Annotated in this window: 20 protein-coding genes and 1 tRNA gene; 1 reads left to right on the forward strand and 20 read right to left on the reverse strand. The window is 45.1% G+C overall.

Going from position 1 to position 18,497, the window contains the following annotated elements:
* Positions 1 to 8: 8 nt before the first annotated feature.
* The 7 genes from gpmI to AC2Q9J_RS15280 all read right to left on the reverse strand — a co-directional run bounded on the left by gpmI (position 9) and on the right by AC2Q9J_RS15280 (position 6,262).
* On the reverse strand, positions 9 to 1,541 hold the full coding sequence (gpmI, locus tag AC2Q9J_RS15250; RefSeq protein ID WP_499041266.1) for a 2,3-bisphosphoglycerate-independent phosphoglycerate mutase: 1,533 nt from the start codon (positions 1,539 to 1,541) through the stop codon (positions 9 to 11).
* Entirely contained in the window at positions 1,534 to 2,295 is a 762-nt protein-coding gene (gene tpiA / locus AC2Q9J_RS15255) for a triose-phosphate isomerase (protein WP_499041268.1), read from the reverse strand. Before tpiA ends, gpmI begins: the two co-directional genes overlap by 8 nt.
* 48 nt (positions 2,296 to 2,343) lie before the next feature.
* On the reverse strand, positions 2,344 to 3,531 hold the full coding sequence (locus tag AC2Q9J_RS15260) for a phosphoglycerate kinase (RefSeq protein WP_499041270.1): 1,188 nt from the start codon (positions 3,529 to 3,531) through the stop codon (positions 2,344 to 2,346).
* Positions 3,532 to 3,642: 111 nt separating this feature from the next.
* Positions 3,643 to 4,650 carry a type I glyceraldehyde-3-phosphate dehydrogenase gene (gene gap, locus AC2Q9J_RS15265; protein ID WP_499041272.1) on the reverse strand — a complete coding sequence of 336 codons (1,008 nt, stop codon included), beginning with the start codon at positions 4,648 to 4,650 and terminating at the stop codon, positions 3,643 to 3,645.
* 1 nt (position 4,651) lies between these two features.
* Complete coding sequence (locus tag AC2Q9J_RS15270; protein WP_499041274.1) at positions 4,652 to 5,695, reverse strand: sugar-binding transcriptional regulator; 1,044 nt, start codon at positions 5,693 to 5,695, stop codon at positions 4,652 to 4,654.
* 107 nt (positions 5,696 to 5,802) lie between these two features.
* Positions 5,803 to 6,033, reverse strand: a complete 231-nt coding sequence (locus AC2Q9J_RS15275; RefSeq protein WP_499041276.1) for a glutaredoxin family protein — start codon at positions 6,031 to 6,033, stop codon at positions 5,803 to 5,805.
* A 157-nt stretch (positions 6,034 to 6,190) separates the two neighbouring features.
* Positions 6,191 to 6,262 (reverse strand) — tRNA-Arg (locus tag AC2Q9J_RS15280).
* A 168-nt stretch (positions 6,263 to 6,430) separates the two neighbouring features.
* Here AC2Q9J_RS15280 and clpP point away from each other — a divergent pair.
* Complete coding sequence (clpP, locus tag AC2Q9J_RS15285; protein WP_499041278.1) at positions 6,431 to 7,045, forward strand: ATP-dependent Clp endopeptidase proteolytic subunit ClpP; 615 nt, start codon at positions 6,431 to 6,433, stop codon at positions 7,043 to 7,045.
* A 46-nt stretch (positions 7,046 to 7,091) separates the two neighbouring features.
* Here clpP and AC2Q9J_RS15290 read toward each other — a convergent pair whose 3' ends face one another.
* The 13 genes from AC2Q9J_RS15290 to hisD all read right to left on the reverse strand — a co-directional run bounded on the left by AC2Q9J_RS15290 (position 7,092) and on the right by hisD (position 18,493).
* Positions 7,092 to 7,349, reverse strand: a complete 258-nt coding sequence (locus tag AC2Q9J_RS15290; protein WP_499041280.1) for an HPr family phosphocarrier protein — start codon at positions 7,347 to 7,349, stop codon at positions 7,092 to 7,094.
* 71 nt (positions 7,350 to 7,420) lie between these two features.
* On the reverse strand, positions 7,421 to 8,371 hold the full coding sequence (whiA, locus tag AC2Q9J_RS15295) for a DNA-binding protein WhiA (protein ID WP_499041282.1): 951 nt from the start codon (positions 8,369 to 8,371) through the stop codon (positions 7,421 to 7,423).
* Between the two features lie 23 nt (positions 8,372 to 8,394).
* Complete coding sequence (locus AC2Q9J_RS15300) at positions 8,395 to 9,390, reverse strand: gluconeogenesis factor YvcK family protein (RefSeq protein WP_499041283.1); 996 nt, start codon at positions 9,388 to 9,390, stop codon at positions 8,395 to 8,397.
* A gap of 4 nt (positions 9,391 to 9,394) precedes the next feature.
* Positions 9,395 to 10,276, reverse strand: coding sequence for an RNase adapter RapZ (rapZ, locus tag AC2Q9J_RS15305; protein WP_112224479.1), 882 nt, complete (start codon positions 10,274 to 10,276; stop codon positions 9,395 to 9,397).
* Entirely contained in the window at positions 10,266 to 10,754 is a 489-nt protein-coding gene (locus AC2Q9J_RS15310; RefSeq protein ID WP_499041446.1) for an NUDIX hydrolase, read from the reverse strand. The genes rapZ and AC2Q9J_RS15310 overlap by 11 nt, the downstream gene beginning before the upstream one ends.
* Positions 10,755 to 11,280: 526 nt before the next feature.
* A complete protein-coding gene (trxB, locus tag AC2Q9J_RS15315; RefSeq protein WP_499041285.1) occupies positions 11,281 to 12,234 on the reverse strand; it encodes a thioredoxin-disulfide reductase in 954 nt (317 codons plus the stop codon).
* Positions 12,235 to 12,302: 68 nt separating this feature from the next.
* Positions 12,303 to 13,829, reverse strand: coding sequence for a tetratricopeptide repeat protein (locus AC2Q9J_RS15320; RefSeq protein WP_499041287.1), 1,527 nt, complete (start codon positions 13,827 to 13,829; stop codon positions 12,303 to 12,305).
* Positions 13,830 to 13,909: 80 nt separating this feature from the next.
* Positions 13,910 to 14,536 (reverse strand): bifunctional phosphoribosyl-AMP cyclohydrolase/phosphoribosyl-ATP diphosphatase HisIE, encoded by a 627-nt coding sequence (hisIE, locus tag AC2Q9J_RS15325; RefSeq protein WP_499041289.1) that lies wholly within the window; start codon positions 14,534 to 14,536, stop codon positions 13,910 to 13,912.
* Positions 14,533 to 15,285: an imidazole glycerol phosphate synthase subunit HisF gene (gene hisF, locus AC2Q9J_RS15330; protein ID WP_499041291.1), complete on the reverse strand. Its 753-nt coding sequence runs from the start codon at positions 15,283 to 15,285 to the stop codon at positions 14,533 to 14,535. The genes hisIE and hisF overlap by 4 nt, the downstream gene beginning before the upstream one ends.
* The gene (hisA, locus tag AC2Q9J_RS15335) at positions 15,279 to 16,007 is read right to left on the reverse strand and encodes a 1-(5-phosphoribosyl)-5-[(5-phosphoribosylamino)methylideneamino]imidazole-4-carboxamide isomerase (protein WP_499041293.1); all 729 of its coding nucleotides are present in this window, start codon (positions 16,005 to 16,007) and stop codon (positions 15,279 to 15,281) included. Before hisA ends, hisF begins: the two co-directional genes overlap by 7 nt.
* The gene (hisH, locus tag AC2Q9J_RS15340; RefSeq protein ID WP_499041295.1) at positions 15,976 to 16,629 is read right to left on the reverse strand and encodes an imidazole glycerol phosphate synthase subunit HisH; all 654 of its coding nucleotides are present in this window, start codon (positions 16,627 to 16,629) and stop codon (positions 15,976 to 15,978) included. The genes hisA and hisH overlap by 32 nt, the downstream gene beginning before the upstream one ends.
* Positions 16,626 to 17,213 (reverse strand): imidazoleglycerol-phosphate dehydratase HisB, encoded by a 588-nt coding sequence (gene hisB / locus AC2Q9J_RS15345; protein ID WP_499041297.1) that lies wholly within the window; start codon positions 17,211 to 17,213, stop codon positions 16,626 to 16,628. Before hisB ends, hisH begins: the two co-directional genes overlap by 4 nt.
* Positions 17,210 to 18,493 (reverse strand): histidinol dehydrogenase, encoded by a 1,284-nt coding sequence (gene hisD, locus AC2Q9J_RS15350; protein ID WP_499041299.1) that lies wholly within the window; start codon positions 18,491 to 18,493, stop codon positions 17,210 to 17,212. The genes hisB and hisD overlap by 4 nt, the downstream gene beginning before the upstream one ends.
* Positions 18,494 to 18,497 lie beyond the last annotated feature (4 nt).

Consider the following 18,497-nt stretch of genomic DNA (forward strand, 5'->3'; position numbering starts at 1 on the left):
AGCTCCCTTTAGAATAATGGTTTTCCGGTCATTTCTGCCGGTTGTTCGATATCCAGTAATTTCAATACGGTTGGTGCAAGATCGGCAAGAATGCCATCTGGTCTCAGTTCCAAACCTGATTTGGTCACGATGACCGGCACCTGATTGGTTGTGTGCGCCGTCATCGGCAAGCCCTCAATCGTCAGTACCTCATCGGAGTTTCCATGATCGGCAGTAACTATTGCCGTTCCGCCTTTTGCGTGCAATGCTTCGATGATTCGTCCGAGGCATTCATCCACAACTTCAATCGCCTGGATGGTCGGCTCCAATAATCCGCTGTGCCCTACCATATCCGGATTGGCAAAGTTAAGGATGATCGCATCATGAGCCTCTGCTTCGATTTTTTCTACAAGTTTATCAGTAACTTCATATGCGCTCATTTCCGGTTGCAGATCGTATGTCGCCACTTTCGGTGAATCGACAAGAATCCGTTCTTCCCCTGGGAATACATTTTCCCTGCCCCCGCTCATAAAGAAGGTGACATGAGGATACTTTTCAGTTTCCGCAATTCTTAATTGCGTCAGTCCGTTAGTTGAAATCACTTCACCAACCGTATTCTCGAGATTCAGTGATTCAAAAGCGATTCGTGTCGGAAGAACATCACTATAGGAAGTGAATGACACAAACGTCAATTTGTCAGGGTGATTTGAACTCAAAGGGAACCCGTTAAATTCATTTGTGATTAATGTCGATGTCAGCTGAATTGCGCGGTCCGGCCTGAAATTGAAGAAAATTAGAGAGTCCTCCGATTTGATCGTCGCGACAGGTTCACCGTTTTCTTCTATATAGAAAGGCACTACGAATTCATCCATCACACCTTGATCGTAAGAATGGACAACGCCTTCGCTTGCAGTGGAAGCCATAAGACCGATTCCATCTACCAACACACGGTAGGCAGTTTCTGCACGGTCCCAACGCTTATCACGGTCCATTGCATAATAGCGGCCGCTGATCGACGCAAATTTGCCTACACCGATTTCAGCCATTCTTTCTTCCGTTTTTTCAATGTACTGCAGGGCGGTTTGCGGCCCGACATCTCGGCCATCCAAGAATCCGTGGACATAAACCTCTTCCAGTCCCTGCTGCTTGGCCAATTCCAATAAAGCGAAAAGGTGTTCATAGTGGCTGTGTACACCACCGTCAGATAATAAGCCCATTAAATGGAGAGCAGAGCCATTTGCTTTCGCTTTGGCGATCGCTTCCAGAAAAGCGGGGTTTTGGAAGAAATCCCCGTCTCTGATTGATTTATTGATGCGGGTCAGGTTTTGATAGACGATTCGGCCTGCGCCGATATTCAAATGCCCCACTTCCGAATTTCCCATTTGGCCATCCGGCAGACCAACAGCTTCACCCGAAGCAGTCAAAAGTTCATGCGGATAATTATTCCATAATTTATCGAAATTCGGTTTTTTCGCCTGTGCAACTGCGTTGCCAAATGTTTCTTTTCGGCAGCCGAAGCCATCCAGGATGATTAAGGCCACCGGGTTTTCCGTATTACGCATTTGCACCAGCCTCCAATAATTTGAGGAACGACTCAGCTTCGAGGCTTGCTCCTCCAACCAAAGCACCATCAATATGCTCCATATTCAAAAGCTCTTCAATGTTTGCCGGTTTAACGCTGCCGCCATATTGGATGCGAATCGCTTCAGCTGTTTCTTCATTGTAAAGAGATTCGATTTTTTTGCGGATGATGCCGCAAACATCGTTGGCATCTTCTGATGTAGCCGTTTTTCCCGTTCCAATCGCCCAGATCGGTTCGTATGCGATCACCAGTTCAGCAGCTTGTGCAGCCGACAATTGAGCCACGCCTTTTTCCACTTGCGCTTCAACTACATTGCCAGTATCTCCACTGTCACGCTGTTCAAGCGATTCACCGACACATAAAATCGGTTTCAAACCGTGCTCAAAAGCCGATACTACTTTCTTGTTAGCCGATTCATCAGTTTCATTGAAGTATTGACGGCGTTCAGAATGGCCAATAATAACGTATTCAACACCCAAATCCTTTAATTGCACTGGGCTGACCTCTCCGGTAAACGCCCCTTCTTTTTCTTCGTGCATTGTTTGCGCGCCGATTTTCAAATCGGTGTTTTCAGCGGACTCCACTAAACCTTGAAGAAATAAAGCAGGTGCGCAGATAACGGCATCAACTTTCTCAGCCGATGGCACTGCTGTTTTGACTTCCTCAGCAAACGCTTTTGCTTCTGAAGCTGTTTTGTACATTTTCCAGTTTCCAGCGATAATCGGTTTTCTCAAAAAGACACTCCCTTTCTGATTTTGATGCTGACTATTGTAAAAATATTTTTATTTTTTATCAGTAAGTGCAGTTACACCAGGCAATTCCTTACCTTCCATAAATTCAAGCGAAGCTCCGCCGCCAGTCGAGATATGGTCCATTCTTTCGGCTACATTGAACTTTTCCACTGCAGCCGCGGAATCTCCCCCACCGATGACAGTGTATGCTTTTGTTTCGGCCATGGCTTCAGCAACCGAACGTGTGCCGTTTGCGAATGGTTCCATTTCAAAAACACCCATTGGCCCGTTCCAGATCACCAATTTCGAGTCCTTGATGACATCCGCATATAATTTTGCGGTTTCAGGTCCGATATCAAGGCCCATCCAGTCGGAAGGAATTTCTTCAATCTTGACTTGTTTGGTTTCCGCGTCTTTCGAAAACTCGCTGGCAACTGTAGCATCGATTGGAAGGTAGAATTTCACACCTTTTTCTTCAGCCTTTTGAATAAAGGATTTCGCCAGTTCCAATTTGTCTTCCTCCACCAGCGAATTACCGATTTCATAGCCCTGCGCTTTAATGAACGTGTAAGACAATCCACCGCCAATTAAAAGATTATCCACTTTATCAAGCAAATGATCGATGACACCTATTTTGTCCTTCACTTTAGCACCGCCAATAATTGCGGTAAATGGACGTTCTGGTTCTGACAATGCTTTTCCAAGCACATCCAGTTCTTTCTCCAGCAAAAGTCCCGAAACTGACGGCAGGTGTTTTGCGATTCCCGCTGTAGAAGCATGCGCACGATGTGCTGCTCCGAAAGCGTCATTAACGAATACATCTGCAAGTTCAGCAAAGGATTTCGCTAGAGAGTCATCGTTCTTTTCTTCTCCTGCATGGAAACGGACATTTTCCAAAAGAATAATGTCTCCTTGCTGCATTTCCCCAATTTCTTTTTCAACCGTTTCACCGATTGATTCTTTCAGGCTTTTTACTTCTTTATGTAGCAATTCACTTAACCGCGATCCAGCCGCGGCCAGTCTCATTTCTTCATTGACTTCGCCTTTCGGGCGCCCCAAATGGCTTGCCAATATTACTTTTGCCCCGTTTTCAACCAAATATTCGATGGTCGGAACAGCTGCCCGGATCCGTGTATCATCCGTCACTTCTCCGTCTTTCATCGGTACGTTGAAATCGACGCGGCAAAATACGCGCTTTCCTTTCAAATCCAAATCTTTCATGGTCATTTTCTGCAGCATGAAAATACCTCCTATTTGTATTCAAAAAAATAAGGGGTGGGGTAAATTCCCCACCCCTTTTACCCTCTTTTATTATAGAGGTTCATTGGTAATTAAGCTATGATTTTGGGATTAAAGCCCTTTGTTGTACATATATACAGCCAAGTCTACACAACGTGCAGAATAGCCGGATTCGTTGTCATACCACGCAAGAACTTTGACCATGTTTCCGCCAAGTGCCATTGTAGACAACCCGTCAACTGTCGCTGAAGCTGTGTTGCCGTTATAGTCGCGTGAAACAAGTGGAAGTTCGCTGTAAGCCAAATAGCCTTTCAACTCGTTTTCAGTCGCTTCTTTAAGCGCTTGGTTCACTTCTTCAACAGAAACATCTGTATCAAGTTCAGCTACCAGGTCAATTAATGAAACGTTAGGTGTTGGTACACGGATTGCCATACCATCAATTTTGCCTTCAAGTTCCGGCAAAACTTTTGCAACTGATTTTGCTGCGCCAGTTGTAGTTGGAATCATTGACTCTGCTGCTGCACGTGCACGACGGTAGTCGGAGTGAGGAGCATCAAGCAAAGCTTGGTCATTTGTGTACGAGTGGATTGTCGTCATCATGGCTTTCTTGATGCCGAATTTATCATTCAGGACTTTAGAGATACCAGACAAGCCGTTTGTAGTGCACGATGCGTTCGAAACGACATGGTGCTCTTCAGGGTTGTACGAATCTTCGTTGACGCCCATAACTAGCATTTTCATGCCGTTTTTACCAGGCGCTGAAAGGATAACTTTCTTAGCTCCAGCTTCGATGTGTTTTGAAGCTTTTTCTTCAGTCGTGAAGATTCCTGTCGACTCCAGTACGATGTCGATTCCAAGATCTTTCCAAGGTAATTGCGCTGGATCTTTTTCAGAGAAGACTTTAATTTCTTTGCCGTTGACAACAATATTTTCGCCGCTTGCTGAAACTTCTGCATCCAAGGTACCGTGGATCGAATCGTATTTCAATAGATGAGCAAGCATTGCTGCATCTGTTAAATCATTTACTGCAACTACTTCCACTTCAGGGTTTGCCAATGCTTCACGGAATACTATACGTCCAATGCGGCCAAAGCCGTTAATCGCCATTTTTAAAGTCATATTATTTTCCTCCTAAGTTTTCTATAAGGTTAAGAATTTCTGTTGCGGCACCTTCATCAGTCACAAGTACTGACCGTTCAGGTGCATTTTTGAAATATGAAATTATCGCTTTCGCTTTCGAGTGCCCGCCAGCTACTGCAATAATCGCAGGGGCTTTTTGCACTTGTTCCAATTGGATTCCCGCTGAACGGATGCGGTAAACAACATTGCCATCTGCATCGAAGTAATACCCGAATGCCTCGCTGACAGCGCCGCCTTCCGTGATCATCTGAACTTCTTCAGCAGTCGACTGCCGCCTTAGCGCCATTTCTTCGGCATTGCCGATTCCATGGACAACAAGATCCGTTTGTTCATAAAGGTCCATCATTTCCTTGATAAGCGGTTCTTTCATCATCATGGCATAAGCTTCTTCACTTAGATGATCCGGCAAATAAAGCGTTTTAAATGAACCACCGGTTTTTTCAGCAAAAGCTGAAGCAATCGTATTCGCCTGATGCAGAACATCTTCACCCAGGCCACCGCGCGCAGCAATGAATTGCAAAGGGGGATAGGCTTTATCGCCTTTCAATTCTTTGGCGATTGCCGCCATCGTGCTGCCTCCGGTCACGGCAACTTTGGTTTCACCGATGAAATTCGCTTCCAGAAGACGAGCAGCTTCTTTACCGATCCCTTTTTTAACTGTGACTGCTTTGTCAGAATCCAAAGGAACTACAATGACATCCGATATTTTCAAATGCTTTTTCAATCTTTCTGCAAGATCTGCAATCCCAGTCAGCTTTTGCATAAAGGATTTTAAAGAATCGAGAACTTCCTCGCCTTGCCTGGTAATCACCATGCCGGCGGATTTCATCTCGATCAATTGCTGTTCCCGCAGAAGATCCGTTTCTTTTCGGATATCGCGTTCCGTCATTCCGGAAAATTCACTCAAGGTTCTCCTGCCAATCGGCTGTTCCTGATTGATTGTCTGCAGGATTTGATAACGTTTTTTCAGGAGCACGGACATTTCCGGCAACAGTTTATTCTGTGCTGAAGATAAAGCATCCATAGATTCACTCCATTCCAGCTGGACGAAATTTATCCCACTAGGTAATTTTCTGTCCCACTAAATTCATTCTACCTAATAGTAATTCTGATTGCAACAAAAAAGAAGCGTCAGTAATTCAACGCTTCCAGAATTTCGGCATACCCGATATTGCCATAGATCAATACTTTGTCATCTTCTTCAAGTACCGGAATCATCAGCATGTATTTTTCATGCAGCCGGTCATCCTCTTCTATATTCACTTCCTTGAACTCCACCGGAAAATCTTCTTGTATCAGTTTAAGCATTAGTTTCGCTTCTTCACATAATGGACAATTAGGACGGGTATAAAGTGTCAGCATGGCCAGCCTTCTTTCTTTAAAGAAATTATTATCTCAGCAAATTAAAAATCAGTTAAAATAATCACTACGGATCAATCAACAGGGAAAATTTTATGAGTTTTCTTATATATATAAGAAAACCCGCTCCGCCAAATACTGGCAAGCGGGTCTCATCATATGCCCTCGGAGGGGATCGAACCCCCATTACAAGAATCGGAATCTTGGGTGTTATCCATTACACTACGAGGGCGAATCGTCATTAGCGACTTTACCAGTATACAAAATATGGCGGCACTTATCAAGTTGATATTTTCAATTCGTTAGATTTGACCTTCATTGACCAAGATGTGTATGATAATAATACAGCTGAAATGTATTTCAGTGCTGAATGTTATCACTTACACAAGGAGGATTTTCTATGAATTTAATTCCAACAGTAATTGAACAGACGAGCCGAGGCGAGCGCGCTTACGACATTTACTCGCGTTTATTGAAAGACCGTGTCATCATGCTCGGCAGCGGCATCGACGATAATGTTGCAAACTCAATCGTTGCACAGCTTCTGTTTTTAGAAGCCGAAGATCCTGATAAAGATATTTCCATCTATATTAACAGCCCGGGCGGCAGCATTACAGCCGGTATGGCTATCTACGATACGATGCAATTCATCCGTCCAGATGTTCAAACGATCTGCATCGGTATGGCAGCGTCAATGGGCGCTTTCCTTCTTGCAGCAGGTACAAAAGGAAAACGCTATGCGCTTCCGAATGCTGAAGTTATGATTCACCAGCCACTTGGCGGTGCACAAGGCCAAGCAACTGAAATCGAGATTGCAGCAAAACGGATCTTGTTCCTGCGTGAAAAATTGAACCAGATTCTTGCTGACCGCACTGGCCAATCGCTTGATGTCATCTCAAAAGACACTGATCGCGATAACTTCATGACAGCTGAACGTGCTCTTGAATATGGTTTGATCGATCAGATCATCACTCGCAGCAAATTGCCTAATGAACATAAGAAAGAAGATATTTAATATTTAAAGCATGAAAGAACCCCGCAGCGAATGCTGCGGGGTTTTCTTATGCTTCTTTTTCGATTAGCGCAGCCAAAGCTTCAACCGCAGATTCTTCATCAGAACCGTCTGCTGAAATTTGTACTTCAGTGCCTTTGCTGATCGCCAGGCTCATAATGCCCATGATACTTTTAGCATTTACTTTCTTTCCCTCTTTTTCGAGGTAGACGTCTGAATTATATCTGTTTGCTTCCTGAACAAATAAAGCCGCCTGTCTGGCTTGTAAACCTGATTTCAATTGTACACTCACTTGTTTCTCAACCATGCATATCCTCCTCAGAAAATTGACTGTACTGTAATATGATTCTATTGATTTATATGAAAGAACTGCGGCAGTTAACCGCCGATCGTTTCGCCTTTTCTCAATGATTCAGCGATTTCGTCAATCTTCCGAAGTCGGTGATTGACACCGGATTTGCTGACTTTCCCGGTTGATACCATTTCACCGAGCTCCTTCAGTGTAACATCCTGATACTCGACGCGCAGCCTGGCAATTTCACGCAAACGCTCCGGCAGCTGTTCCACGCCAATAACCGAATCGATAAAGCGAATATTTTCCACTTGGCGAAGAGCCGCGTCGATGGTTTTATTGAGATTGGCGGTTTCACAATTGACCAATCGGTTGACGCTGTTCCGCATATCCCTGATAATCCGAACATCCTCGAATTTCAATAAAGCTGAATGCGCACCGGCAATGCTGAGGAAATCAGAGATTTTTTCAGCTTCTTTCAAATAAGTGACAAAGCCTTTTTTCCGTTCGATCGTCTTACTGTTCAAATGGAAAAAGTTCATCAATTCTGTGAGGGAATCCGCATGATCTCGGTCAGATGAGTATATTTCAAGATGATAGGATGAAGTTTCCGGGTTATTGACAGAACCTCCAGCCAAAAAAGCACCGCGCAAATATGCACGTTTACAGCAATTTTTCTCGATCAGCTTCTTATCAATTTCCTGCTGGGACTGAAAACCTTCAGTGATGATCAATAGGTCTTCTAGGATATGTTTGGAACCATCCCGGATCCGGCAAATATAAACGTTATTCTTTTTGAGTCGCATCTTTTTCCGCACCAGCAACTCCACTGGATACGGCGGATAGAAGCGTTTTAAAAGTGTGTAGATCCGGCGGGCAATCGCGGCATTCTCTGTCTGTATATCCACGCTCAATTGCCTGCTCGAAAACGACAGCGTGCCATTCATCCGTATCAATGCCGATAACTCGGCCTTGCCACAGCATTCATCCACTTCAATTTGCGTCATTTCTTTTTTTGTTTCCGAAGCGAACGACAATTCATTCCCCTCCTTTCAACCCTTTAAAAAAACCGAAGTTTCGGTTCTTCTTTCATTTGGCCGCCAGCATAATAGAACAGCCATTCAGCCACTTTCCTCGGTTCATGGCGCACCGCATTTTCAAATATATTGGCAATGTCTTCCCGGTGAATTTCCAAACCGAATTCTGCCAGGCGCTCTTCATCATAAGCCACCGGCCTTGCCCGTTCCTGCTCATAAAGCTGCACAACATTGGACGGCATCTCCGCTTTGTCCAATAGAACCGCATCCAAGAAAGGCTCTCCGACATGATCATACAAAGCTTGTATGTGATCCGAAGCAGAATACATATACGTTTCTCCGGCTTGGGTCATCAGATTGCAGATATAGATTTTCTTGCCTTTTGCTGCCAGCAATTCTTTCTTTATATCCTTAACCAATAAATTCGGAAGAATGCTCGTGTAGAGTGATCCCGGACCAATAACGATGATATCCGCCTGGCGGATAGCAGTTATGGTGTCGGGCAACGTTTTCACATCGACCGGTTCGATGAATACGCGTTTAATCGGCTGTAAATAGGCTGGAATCTTTGATTCTCCGCTGACAATCGTACCATCTTCGAATTCAGCATTCAGCGTGACAATTTGATTTGCAGCCGGAATAACTGTGCCATTGACACTTAACACGCGGCTCATTTCCCTTACTGCATGGGAAAAATCACCCGTCAAATCAGTCAATGCAGCCAGCATAAGATTTCCGAGTGAGTGGCCGCCAAGGTCGATTGATTTGCTGAAACGGTATTGGAACATCTCCGCTACTAGTGGTTCCGCATCAGATAACGCAGCCATGACATTCCGGATATCCCCTGGCGGCGGAATATTAAGGTCATTGCGGAGCCTGCCTGAACTTCCTCCATCATCTGCGACTGTAACAATGGCAGTCAAATCCAACGGGAGCTTTTTCAGTCCCCGAAGCAATGTGGATAATCCGGTTCCCCCGCCAATAATAACAAGCTTTTTTCGTTGGGTTTCTTTTTCCATGCACTCAGACCTTTCTCGTTTTGACATCGCGGTGAGTAATAATGGTTTTATTGTTTTCAGCAAATAATTTTCCATAATACTCCGCTAAGGTGACTGAACGATGTTGGCCGCCGGTACATCCGAATGCTATGACCAATTGGGCCTTGCCTTCGTTTTTATACCGGGGAATCATAAATTGAAGAAGATCGGTTAACTTTTCGATCAGCATCTGCGTTTCATTCCATTGGAGTACATAACTTGAGACCGGTTCATCAAGACCCGATAACGGTTTTAACTCTTCTATATAATATGGATTTGGCAGGAAACGGACATCGAAAACCAAATCGGCATCAATCGGGATGCCGTGTTTAAATCCGAAAGATATAACGTTAACCGTGAAAACATTGCTCGTATTTGTGGAAAAGTCGGAAATGATTCTTTCTTTAAGTTCGCGCGGACTCATTTGTGAAGTGTTGTAGATGTATTTAGCACGACCTTGAAGGTCAATCAGCATATCCCGTTCTTTCTTGATGCCGCCGAGAACCAGTCCCCCTGGCGACAATGGATGTGAACGGCGCGTTTCTTTGTAGCGGCTTACAAGCGTCTGGTTATCCGCATCCAGGAAAAGGATTGTAACAGAAACTTTTGGTTCTTTTGAAAGATTGTCGATGGCGTCCACAAGGCTGTCGAAAAAGTCGCCTCCGCGAAGATCCATAACAGCTGCAACCCGTTTCATCGATTTCCCCGAATCGCGCATCAACTTGATGAATGTCAGGAGCAAAGCCGGCGGCAGATTATCAATTGTAAAAAAGCCTAAATCTTCAAAGCTTTGGATAGCCACCGTCTTGCCGGCACCGGACATTCCGGTGATGACGATCAATTCTGTTTCTTCTGTTTTATTGTCCATATTGGCGGTTCACCTCTTCTGTTGAAGTTTGTATCATTTCTTTCAGCAGTTCAAATTCCATCGTGTAATGGAAGGTTCCGTATTGAACTCCCGGCTGGCTTACCGCGAACATCAGATTTGTGCGGTCGCCTTCTGCCATCGGCAATGTAGCCAAGCTTTCAATCGGGTGCCATTCCAGAATACCTTCTCTTGTTTCAACAAAAGGGGTTCCGTTTAAATCATGGGCGACAAATGTAAAGAGCATCCATTCATCGACCACTTCACCTTCATCTTCGATCATCATGGTGTAAATTCCTTTTACATGCGTATCCAAAGGTTCCGCATTCGTTTCTTCTTTAAATTCCCGGATCGCCGCTTCATATACGGACTCCCCAGCTTCCATCTTTCCGCCGGGTGCAACGTACCAACCGCGTCGGGGTTTTTTCAATAACAGGACTTTGCCATTTTTTATAACTAATAAATTTGCGATTCGCTGCACACTCGACACTCCGTATCTATTATAAACTTTCTCCATTATACAACTATCCTGGCGTGTCATGCAAAAAAAGAAAAGGAATAAAAATTAGCTAGTTGAGAAAGAATAAATGAAAACCGATATTCCGCAAAACAGCTCCGCTTTCCTGGTGGCTCGCGCTGAGCTAACTCGGGCCATCGCCCGAGTGTGGTTCTGTAATTCGCTAGCTCTCAAAGAAATCTCTCTTGCTGTTTCTTGTCGAGAAGTTGACTCCAGAGAAGGAGCGCGGCCGGACGGAGCGGAGCAATAAGACGAGTGTTCTTCTCGGCTTATTGCGGGAGCTTAGTCCAAAGCGACGAAGCGATTATAAAAACTGACTTCTTTACTACATTTTGTTCACTCACTTTTATATACACAAAAAAGAGGCTGCTTTCCGATGATTCGGAAAACAGCCTTTCAAAACTTCTATAAAAAGGGGGTCAATTTACTATTCTTACTATACCTCTTATACATGTCAAATGTATTACAGCTACATTAAGAAAGCATTAAATTAAACGTTTTGACCGATTTTTTCAACCAATTCTTCAATATAATGCTGTGCAGCTTGCGCTGCAATGCTTCCATCACCTGTAGCAGTGACTACTTGGCGCAAGGTTTTATCGCGAAGGTCACCTGCAGCGTAGATGCCTGGTACTGAAGTTTCCATTTTTTCGTTGGTCACGACATAACCTTCGTCGTTAAGAATGCCCAAATCAGCAAATGGTTTCGTCAACGGCAACATTCCGATGTAGATGAATACGCCATCGATTTCTTTCTCTGTTTCTACACCGTCTTTAGTGGATACTAAAGTTACACCGGCGACCTTGCCGTTTTCACCTTTGATTTCCTTCACCGTATGGCTCCAGATAAAATCGATTTTGTCATTAGCGAAAGCACGATCCTGAAGGATTTTCTGTGCGCGCAACTCATCTCTTCTGTGAACAATTGTTACTTTATCAGCGAAGCGTGTCAGATAGACACCTTCTTCTACAGCGGAGTCTCCTCCACCGACTACTACAAGGTTTTTCTGTTTGAAGAATGCGCCATCACAAACAGCACAATAGCTGACGCCGCGGCCGCCAAGTTCTGTTTCACCAGGAATGCCCATTTTTTTATATTCAGCACCTGTTGTCAGGATAACCGCTCTGGCTTTGTATTCTTTGGAACCAGCTGTTACGGTTTTGTACTCTTCACCGTCAACAATCCCTTTTACGTCGCCATAAGCATATTCTGCGCCGAATTTCTTGGCATGTTCAAACATTTTTGTCGATAGGTCAGGTCCAAGAATATGGTCAAAACCTGGATAGTTTTCAATTTCTTCCGTGTTGGCCATTTGGCCGCCCGGTATTCCACGCTCGATCATCAATGTGGATAAGTTGGCTCGAGAAGTGTATACAGCTGCTGTCATTCCAGCCGGCCCAGCCCCGATAATAATTACATCATAAATTTTTTCAGCTTCAGTCATAGTCAAGTCCTCCTAACATTCAATAGCTAAATCGTATAAGATTCCGCCAGTTGCATCAACTTTTATGCCTATGACTCAAACAAAGGCAGGAATTCAATCATTTCATTAATGTATTTTGTCAGAGTGGCTGTTGAAATGCCGTACTTTTCAGCAGTCGCCTTTTTGGTAATGCTTTGGTCTCTAGAGGATTTCACCATAAAATCCACTGCAGCTGCCAGTGCATTGGGATTTTTAAAAGGATAATTTTTTTGGAAGGCGTTATCCACCAGCATAAACCACATCTGAAAAGCATATGATCCTTGCTGGGTTACCATCCCTTCTTTTTCATACAGAATTTCGGTCGCTTTCATCGCCCGCAGAAATGCCCGCTCCTCAGAAACAGTCTCCTTAAATGGGTGTCCCAGGGCATAGCCCAGCATAAACGTTTCAATGAGGGTCGGCTGTTCACTCTGCAACCATTTCGGATGAGCAATGATTTCCTGTTTATGTGATGATTTTCCGAGTAAAAACATCCCGTACAATCTTTCGCTTCTATGTGAATGGTCCAGCTTTTCGATCAGATAATCCCGGTCATGTTCTAATGCATCCGAATGCGGCATCGTCACATTTTCCTGCCACGGTTCATATCCTTCTTTGCCAGGGTCCATTGCGGTCAATTGTTTCCAGGCCTGCCTTGCCACATCTTCGTGATTCGAATGGTATGCAGCGTGTGACAGCCAGAAGTAAAATGCCGGATCTCCGTCAAATCCCCTTTTTTGCAAACTTCTCAACCAGCGGTATGCTTCTTTATACTTACCGACAAGCGCAAAAGTCGCCCCTAATTTATAGCGGTGTTCAAACACGTAAGGCTGGATTTTTTTAAGCAGGTCCAATATATCATCCAATTCATCGTTTTTCTCATAATAATGAAAGACAGCTAAATTGCATAATGCATGTAAATTCCCCGTATTTCTGCGCAATACATCATGCAGCAAAGCCTTCGCCATTTCGGTTTCTCCTATATAGAAATAGGCAAGCGCCAAATTATTATGCGCTCCCCAGAAATCCGGCTTTTCAGCAACCAAGTCTTCCAGCATTTTAATCGCGTCAGTGAAATTCCCCTGCTCCATCAGGCGCCGCGCTTTTTCTTGAAGATAGAAGTATTCACTGTCCTGCGCTTCTCCTTCATCGTCAAGAAGCTGCCAGTCTTCCTGTTCCGCAAAGTCGATAATTTCCATCGCTTCCTCCGCGTACTTGCCTTGGACATCGGCTTCTACATAGCGCTTGGCATATTTCCGTGCATCAAGAAATAAACCCATATGGGCATGTACTTCTGACAGGAAAAACAAGATGTCCGTTTCTTCCGGATCCAGCTCATGAGCCGTCCGAAGCACGTCCATTGCTTGTTCGAATTCCTGCATCTCCATCAGTACAATACCAAACTGCATCATGATCAGCGGATCTTCCGGACTCAATTCCGTGGCCCGCTGCAGATACTTATGGGCTTTCGGGTAATTATCGCGCTGCAATTCCTTGAGCGCTTTCTTATAGTAATATTCACCTGTAGGAATGAATGACAGTACATTCTCGTGGTTGTTTTTCTTTTTATTCTCCAAAATAAGCCTCCGAAAAAGTTATAGGATCGATAATGATCGCCCTTCCCTTTAATATCCTTTAATTATAGCATATCCGGCGCTTATTTACTTGCGGTTTTTGTCTGGTGGCGCTCCTTTAAAACAGCTATTACCTGGTTCAAATCCACACCCTGTTCCTGCAGCAGGACCATTACGTGATAAAAGAGATCGGCTGTTTCCATTGAAAGTTCTTCTGCGTCCCGGTTTTTCGCTGCAATGATCACTTCAGCAGCTTCCTCGCCTACTTTTTTACAAATCTTATCTACACCTTCTTCAAAAAGATAAGTTGTGTAGGCGCCTTCCGGCATTTCGCTCTGGCGGTTGCGGATCAAAACTTTCAGCTCTTCAAGCATGTCTCCTGCTGTCGCTTTGCTTTCTCCGTAAATCGTTTCATTGAAGCACGACTGCTCGCCCGTATGGCAGGCAGGTCCGTTCGGAATCACTTCATAGATTACAGCATCAGCGTCGCAGTCCACTTGCACAGAAATGACTTTTTGAGTATTGCCGCTGGTTGCTCCTTTATTCCATAATTCCTGGCGGCTTCTTGAATAGAGCCAAGTTTCACCATTCTCCATCGTCTTTTCGATCGCTTCCTGATTGGCGTAGGCCAAAGTCAGCACCTGTTTTGTTTCACTGTCCTGCAGAATTACCGGCACTAAACCGTCCTGATCGTATTTCAATTGTTTCATCTGACATTCACTCCTTCTGTACGCAGAAAGTCTTTCACTTCTGCAATGCTTGTTTCTTTGTAATGAAAAATCGATGCAGCAAGTGCCGCGTCGGCATCCACTTTTTCAAAAACCTCTTTGAAGTGCTCACGGTTTCCAGCGCCGCCGCTTGCGATGACCGGAACTTCCACTGCGCTTCTCACTGCATCGGTCAAAGCCAGATCAAAGCCGTTTTTAGCACCATCCTTGTCCATGCTTGTCAGCAACAATTCGCCCGCACCGAGTTCAACGCTGCGTTTTGCCCATTCCACGGCATCCCATTCTGTTTTATTGCGGCCGCCGTGAGTATAGACATCCCATCCTTTCCCGTTCCACTTGGCATCTATCGCAACGACGATGCATTGTGAACCGAAAAAGTCGGCACCTTCTTTGATCAATTCCGGACGGTCAAGTGCGGCTGTATTCAATGAAACCTTATCTGCTCCAGCTCGAAGCATACGCTTGATATCTTCAAGTGTCCGAATGCCTCCGCCCACTGTAAATGGAATCGATAATTCGCTGGCGACGATTTTCACGACTTCAACCATCGTCTCTTTTCCTTCATGTGAAGCGGAAATATCGAGGAATGTCAGCTCATCTGCTCCTTGTTTGTCATAAAATCTGGCGAGTTCGACAGGATCTCCAGCATCTCTTAAGGAAACAAAGTTCACTCCTTTAACCACTCGCCCCTCTTTCACGTCGAGGCAGGGAATAATGCGTTTCGTCAGCATGACAAAGCCTCCTCCAATGTAAAGCGCTCTTCATAGAGCGCTTTTCCGATGATGACACCGGCAATCGCACTGCTTTCTGCCGCCGCTTTGACATTCACTACATCTTCAAGAGTGCCGATGCCACCGGAAACGATGACTTCCGCTGAGCCATCCTCGACCAATTGTTTATTGGCTTCAATATTCGGCCCTGCCAATGTACCATCAGTCGCTATGTCGGTATAGATAAAATGACGTGCCCCTTTTGAGACAAAAAAACGCGCGACGTCAGTGGCTGGCTGCACAGATGTTTCCGTCCAGCCTTCTGTGGCAGCCAGTCCATCTTTTGCGTCGATGCCGATCACAATGCGGTCTGCACCGAACTCTTCAATGAAAGAAACAACCAATTCCGGTTCACGAATTGCCAGGCTTCCGATAATGACGCGGGACACCCCGTTATCCAAATAATAACGGATATCTTCAGCTGTCCGGATGCCCCCACCCACTTGAACTTTCAAGCCCAGTTTTGCGGCTCCGATTACAGATTCATCATTGATTCGATGACCGGCTTTTGCACCGTCCAAATCGACCATATGCAGCCATTCCGCTCCCGCTTCCGCGAATTTTTTCGCCATCTCAACAGGCGAATCGCCGTATACTGTTTCCTGTCCGTAATCCCCCTGGAACAGGCGGACACATTTACCGCCTCTCAGGTCAATTGCCGGATAGATTTGAAAGTTGCTCATTATTGTTCCCCCTGACATTCGCGATCCATTGTTCCAATAAATAATGGCCAAAATCACCTGATTTTTCCGGATGAAATTGCATACCCGTAACAAGTCCCTTGCCGACAACTCCCGGAACATTGATATTGCCGTATTCGGCTGACGCAAAAATCTCTGTTTCCTCTGCTTCCGTAACGTAAAATGAATGCACAAAATAAACATGCGTATCGACTTGCAGACTTTTCAGCCAAAAGGGCATTATTGTAAATTCAAGGCGGTTCCATCCCATATGCGGGATGCGGTAAGTCCCTTTTTCAAATCGCCGTACATTACCCTTAATGAGACCAAGACCTTTTGTCAGCCGCACTTCTGAACTGTCTTCATATAATAATTGCATTCCCAAACAAATTCCGAGCAGCGGTATCCCCTTTTCAGGCAGCGAACGGATAAATTCCGACAGACCTTTTGAATCGAGCAAATCCATCGCATCGGGAAACGCCCCGACGCCTGGCAAAAGAATCGCTTCCGCTTCCAGCAGCGTTTCCGGGTCATCTGAAAGAATGACTGTGCAATCAAGTTTTTTCAAAGCCTGTTCAACGCTAAAAAGATTGCCCATGCCGTAATCGATGATGCCGATGATCATGTTAACAGCCCCTTTGTCGAAGGCACTCCTTTGACCCTTGGGTCTATTGAAGACGCTTCATCAAGTGCCCGTGCGAGCGCTTTGAAAACAGCTTCGATAATGTGATGCGTGTTCTTGCCGTAATGGATAATGACGTGTACATTCATGCGGGATTCAAGTGCGAATTTCCATAAAAATTCATAAACCAGTTCCGTATCAAAAGTTCCTACTTTTTCATTTGGAATATCGCCTCTGAACTCAAGGTGCGGACGATTCGAACAGTCGATGACCACTTGCGCCAGTGCGTCATCCATCGGAACAAACGCATTACCGTAGCGGCGAATGCCTTTTTTATCTCCAAGTGCTTCTCTGACAGCCTGGCCCAGCACAATACCGATATCTTCAGTCGTGTGATGATCATCGATATGCGTATCGCCATCCGCTTTGATGTCCCCATCAAATAAACCGTGTTTGATGAAAAGATCCAGCATGTGGTCCATAAACGGCACACCCGTCTCGATATTCGCCTTGCCTTCGCCGTCAATTGAAAATGCGATATCTATTTTTGTTTCATTTGTATTCCGTTTCAGTTCCGCTTTTCTCATGATTGATTCTCCTTTTTCCATTGCCTTGATTCCACTGCCCTCGCATGGGCTTCCAATCCTTCAAGCCTTGCCAGCCGGGCAATCTTATCTTTATTGTCCTGCCATGCCTGCTCGCTGTAATGGATGATGCTCGTCCGTTTTAAAAAATCATAGACCGACAAAGCACTTGAAAACCTTGCTGTGCTATTGGTCGGCAACACGTGATTGGTGCCAGCAAAATAATCGCCAATCGGCTCCGATGAATAGCGCCCGATGAAGATAGCGCCTGCATGTTTAATCTTTTCAGCATCTTCCACTGCGTTCGCTGTCATGATTTCAAGATGTTCAGGTGCCAATTGATTGGCCGCATCTATCAGTTCTGCCATTGTTTCTCCGAGATAAATTGCGCCGAAACCTTCGATAGCTGCCCGGGCAATCGACTGCCGCGGCAATTCTGTCAATTGTCTCTCGACTTCATCTGATACTTCTTTTGCCAATATTTCATCATTCGTCAACAGCACCGCACTCGCCATCGGATCGTGTTCTGCCTGCGACAATAGATCTGCTGCAATTTCATCGGGATAAGCTGTTGCATCGGCTATAATGGCGATTTCACTTGGACCAGCAATCATGTCGATCGCCACGTCTCCATTCACTTCGCTTTTGGCCAGTGCCACGAAAATGTTTCCTGGGCCTGTTATCTTGTCGACCGGCGCGATGGATTCTGTACCGTATGCAAGCGCTGCGATTGCCTGCGCTCCACCGGATTTATAGATTTCATCAATACCAAGAATATGAGCAGCCGCTAATACACCGTCGGACAAGGAACCGTCTTCTGCAGGAGGTGAAATCAGTACAATTCTTTGGACGCCTGCTGCCTGTGCGGGAATAACGTTCATCAGAACCGAAGAAGGATAGGCGGCTGTTCCGCCCGGGACGTATAAGCCAGCGGAATCGATGGCTGTTACACGCTGTCCGATATAAGAACCATTTTCCTGGGTTACTTTATATCCTTCCTGCTTTTGATTTTCATGGTACTTACGAATATTTTCCGCAGCTTCTATCAGGTCGCTTAATAATTGTGGATCGAACCGCTTTACTGCCTCATCAATTTCTTCCCATGAAACCCTCAAATCGGATAAGTCAGCGTTATCCCATTTTTTCGCAAAGCGGATCAGTGCAGCATCCCCTTCTTCACGCACAGTCTGAATAATTCTTTTTACAGCATCTATTTGTTCCGTTGTGGCATTTCCGCCAGTTCTTCTGATGGAAACTGCGGACGACAATCGGGTGATTTTCATCATA

It is taken from the genome of Planococcus sp. RAB007_Raresut, assembly GCF_057369535.1.

Bases quoted from the DNA above. Each gene is read 5' to 3' on its own strand.
- gpmI (WP_499041266.1), bottom strand. From the start codon at position 1,541: ATGCGTAATACGGAAAACCCGGTGGCCTTAATCATCCTGGATGGCTTC.
- AC2Q9J_RS15260 (WP_499041270.1), bottom strand. From the start codon at position 3,531: ATGCTGCAGAAAATGACCATGAAAGATTTGGATTTGAAAGGAAAGCGC.
- gap (WP_499041272.1), bottom strand. From the start codon at position 4,650: ATGACTTTAAAAATGGCGATTAACGGCTTTGGCCGCATTGGACGTATA.
- AC2Q9J_RS15270 (WP_499041274.1), bottom strand. From the start codon at position 5,695: ATGGATGCTTTATCTTCAGCACAGAATAAACTGTTGCCGGAAATGTCC.
- AC2Q9J_RS15275 (WP_499041276.1), bottom strand. From the start codon at position 6,033: ATGCTGACACTTTATACCCGTCCTAATTGTCCATTATGTGAAGAAGCG.
- clpP (WP_499041278.1), top strand. From the start codon at position 6,431: ATGAATTTAATTCCAACAGTAATTGAACAGACGAGCCGAGGCGAGCGC.
- AC2Q9J_RS15290 (WP_499041280.1), bottom strand. From the start codon at position 7,349: ATGGTTGAGAAACAAGTGAGTGTACAATTGAAATCAGGTTTACAAGCC.
- AC2Q9J_RS15300 (WP_499041283.1), bottom strand. From the start codon at position 9,390: ATGGAAAAAGAAACCCAACGAAAAAAGCTTGTTATTATTGGCGGGGGA.
- rapZ (WP_112224479.1), bottom strand. From the start codon at position 10,276: ATGGACAATAAAACAGAAGAAACAGAATTGATCGTCATCACCGGAATG.
- trxB (WP_499041285.1), bottom strand. From the start codon at position 12,234: ATGACTGAAGCTGAAAAAATTTATGATGTAATTATTATCGGGGCTGGG.
- hisIE (WP_499041289.1), bottom strand. From the start codon at position 14,536: ATGAAACAATTGAAATACGATCAGGACGGTTTAGTGCCGGTAATTCTG.
- hisF (WP_499041291.1), bottom strand. From the start codon at position 15,285: ATGCTGACGAAACGCATTATTCCCTGCCTCGACGTGAAAGAGGGGCGA.
- hisA (WP_499041293.1), bottom strand. From the start codon at position 16,007: ATGAGCAACTTTCAAATCTATCCGGCAATTGACCTGAGAGGCGGTAAA.
- hisH (WP_499041295.1), bottom strand. From the start codon at position 16,629: ATGATCATCGGCATCATCGATTACGGCATGGGCAATCTTTTTAGCGTT.
- hisB (WP_499041297.1), bottom strand. From the start codon at position 17,213: ATGAGAAAAGCGGAACTGAAACGGAATACAAATGAAACAAAAATAGAT.
- hisD (WP_499041299.1), bottom strand. From the start codon at position 18,493: ATGAAAATCACCCGATTGTCGTCCGCAGTTTCCATCAGAAGAACTGGC.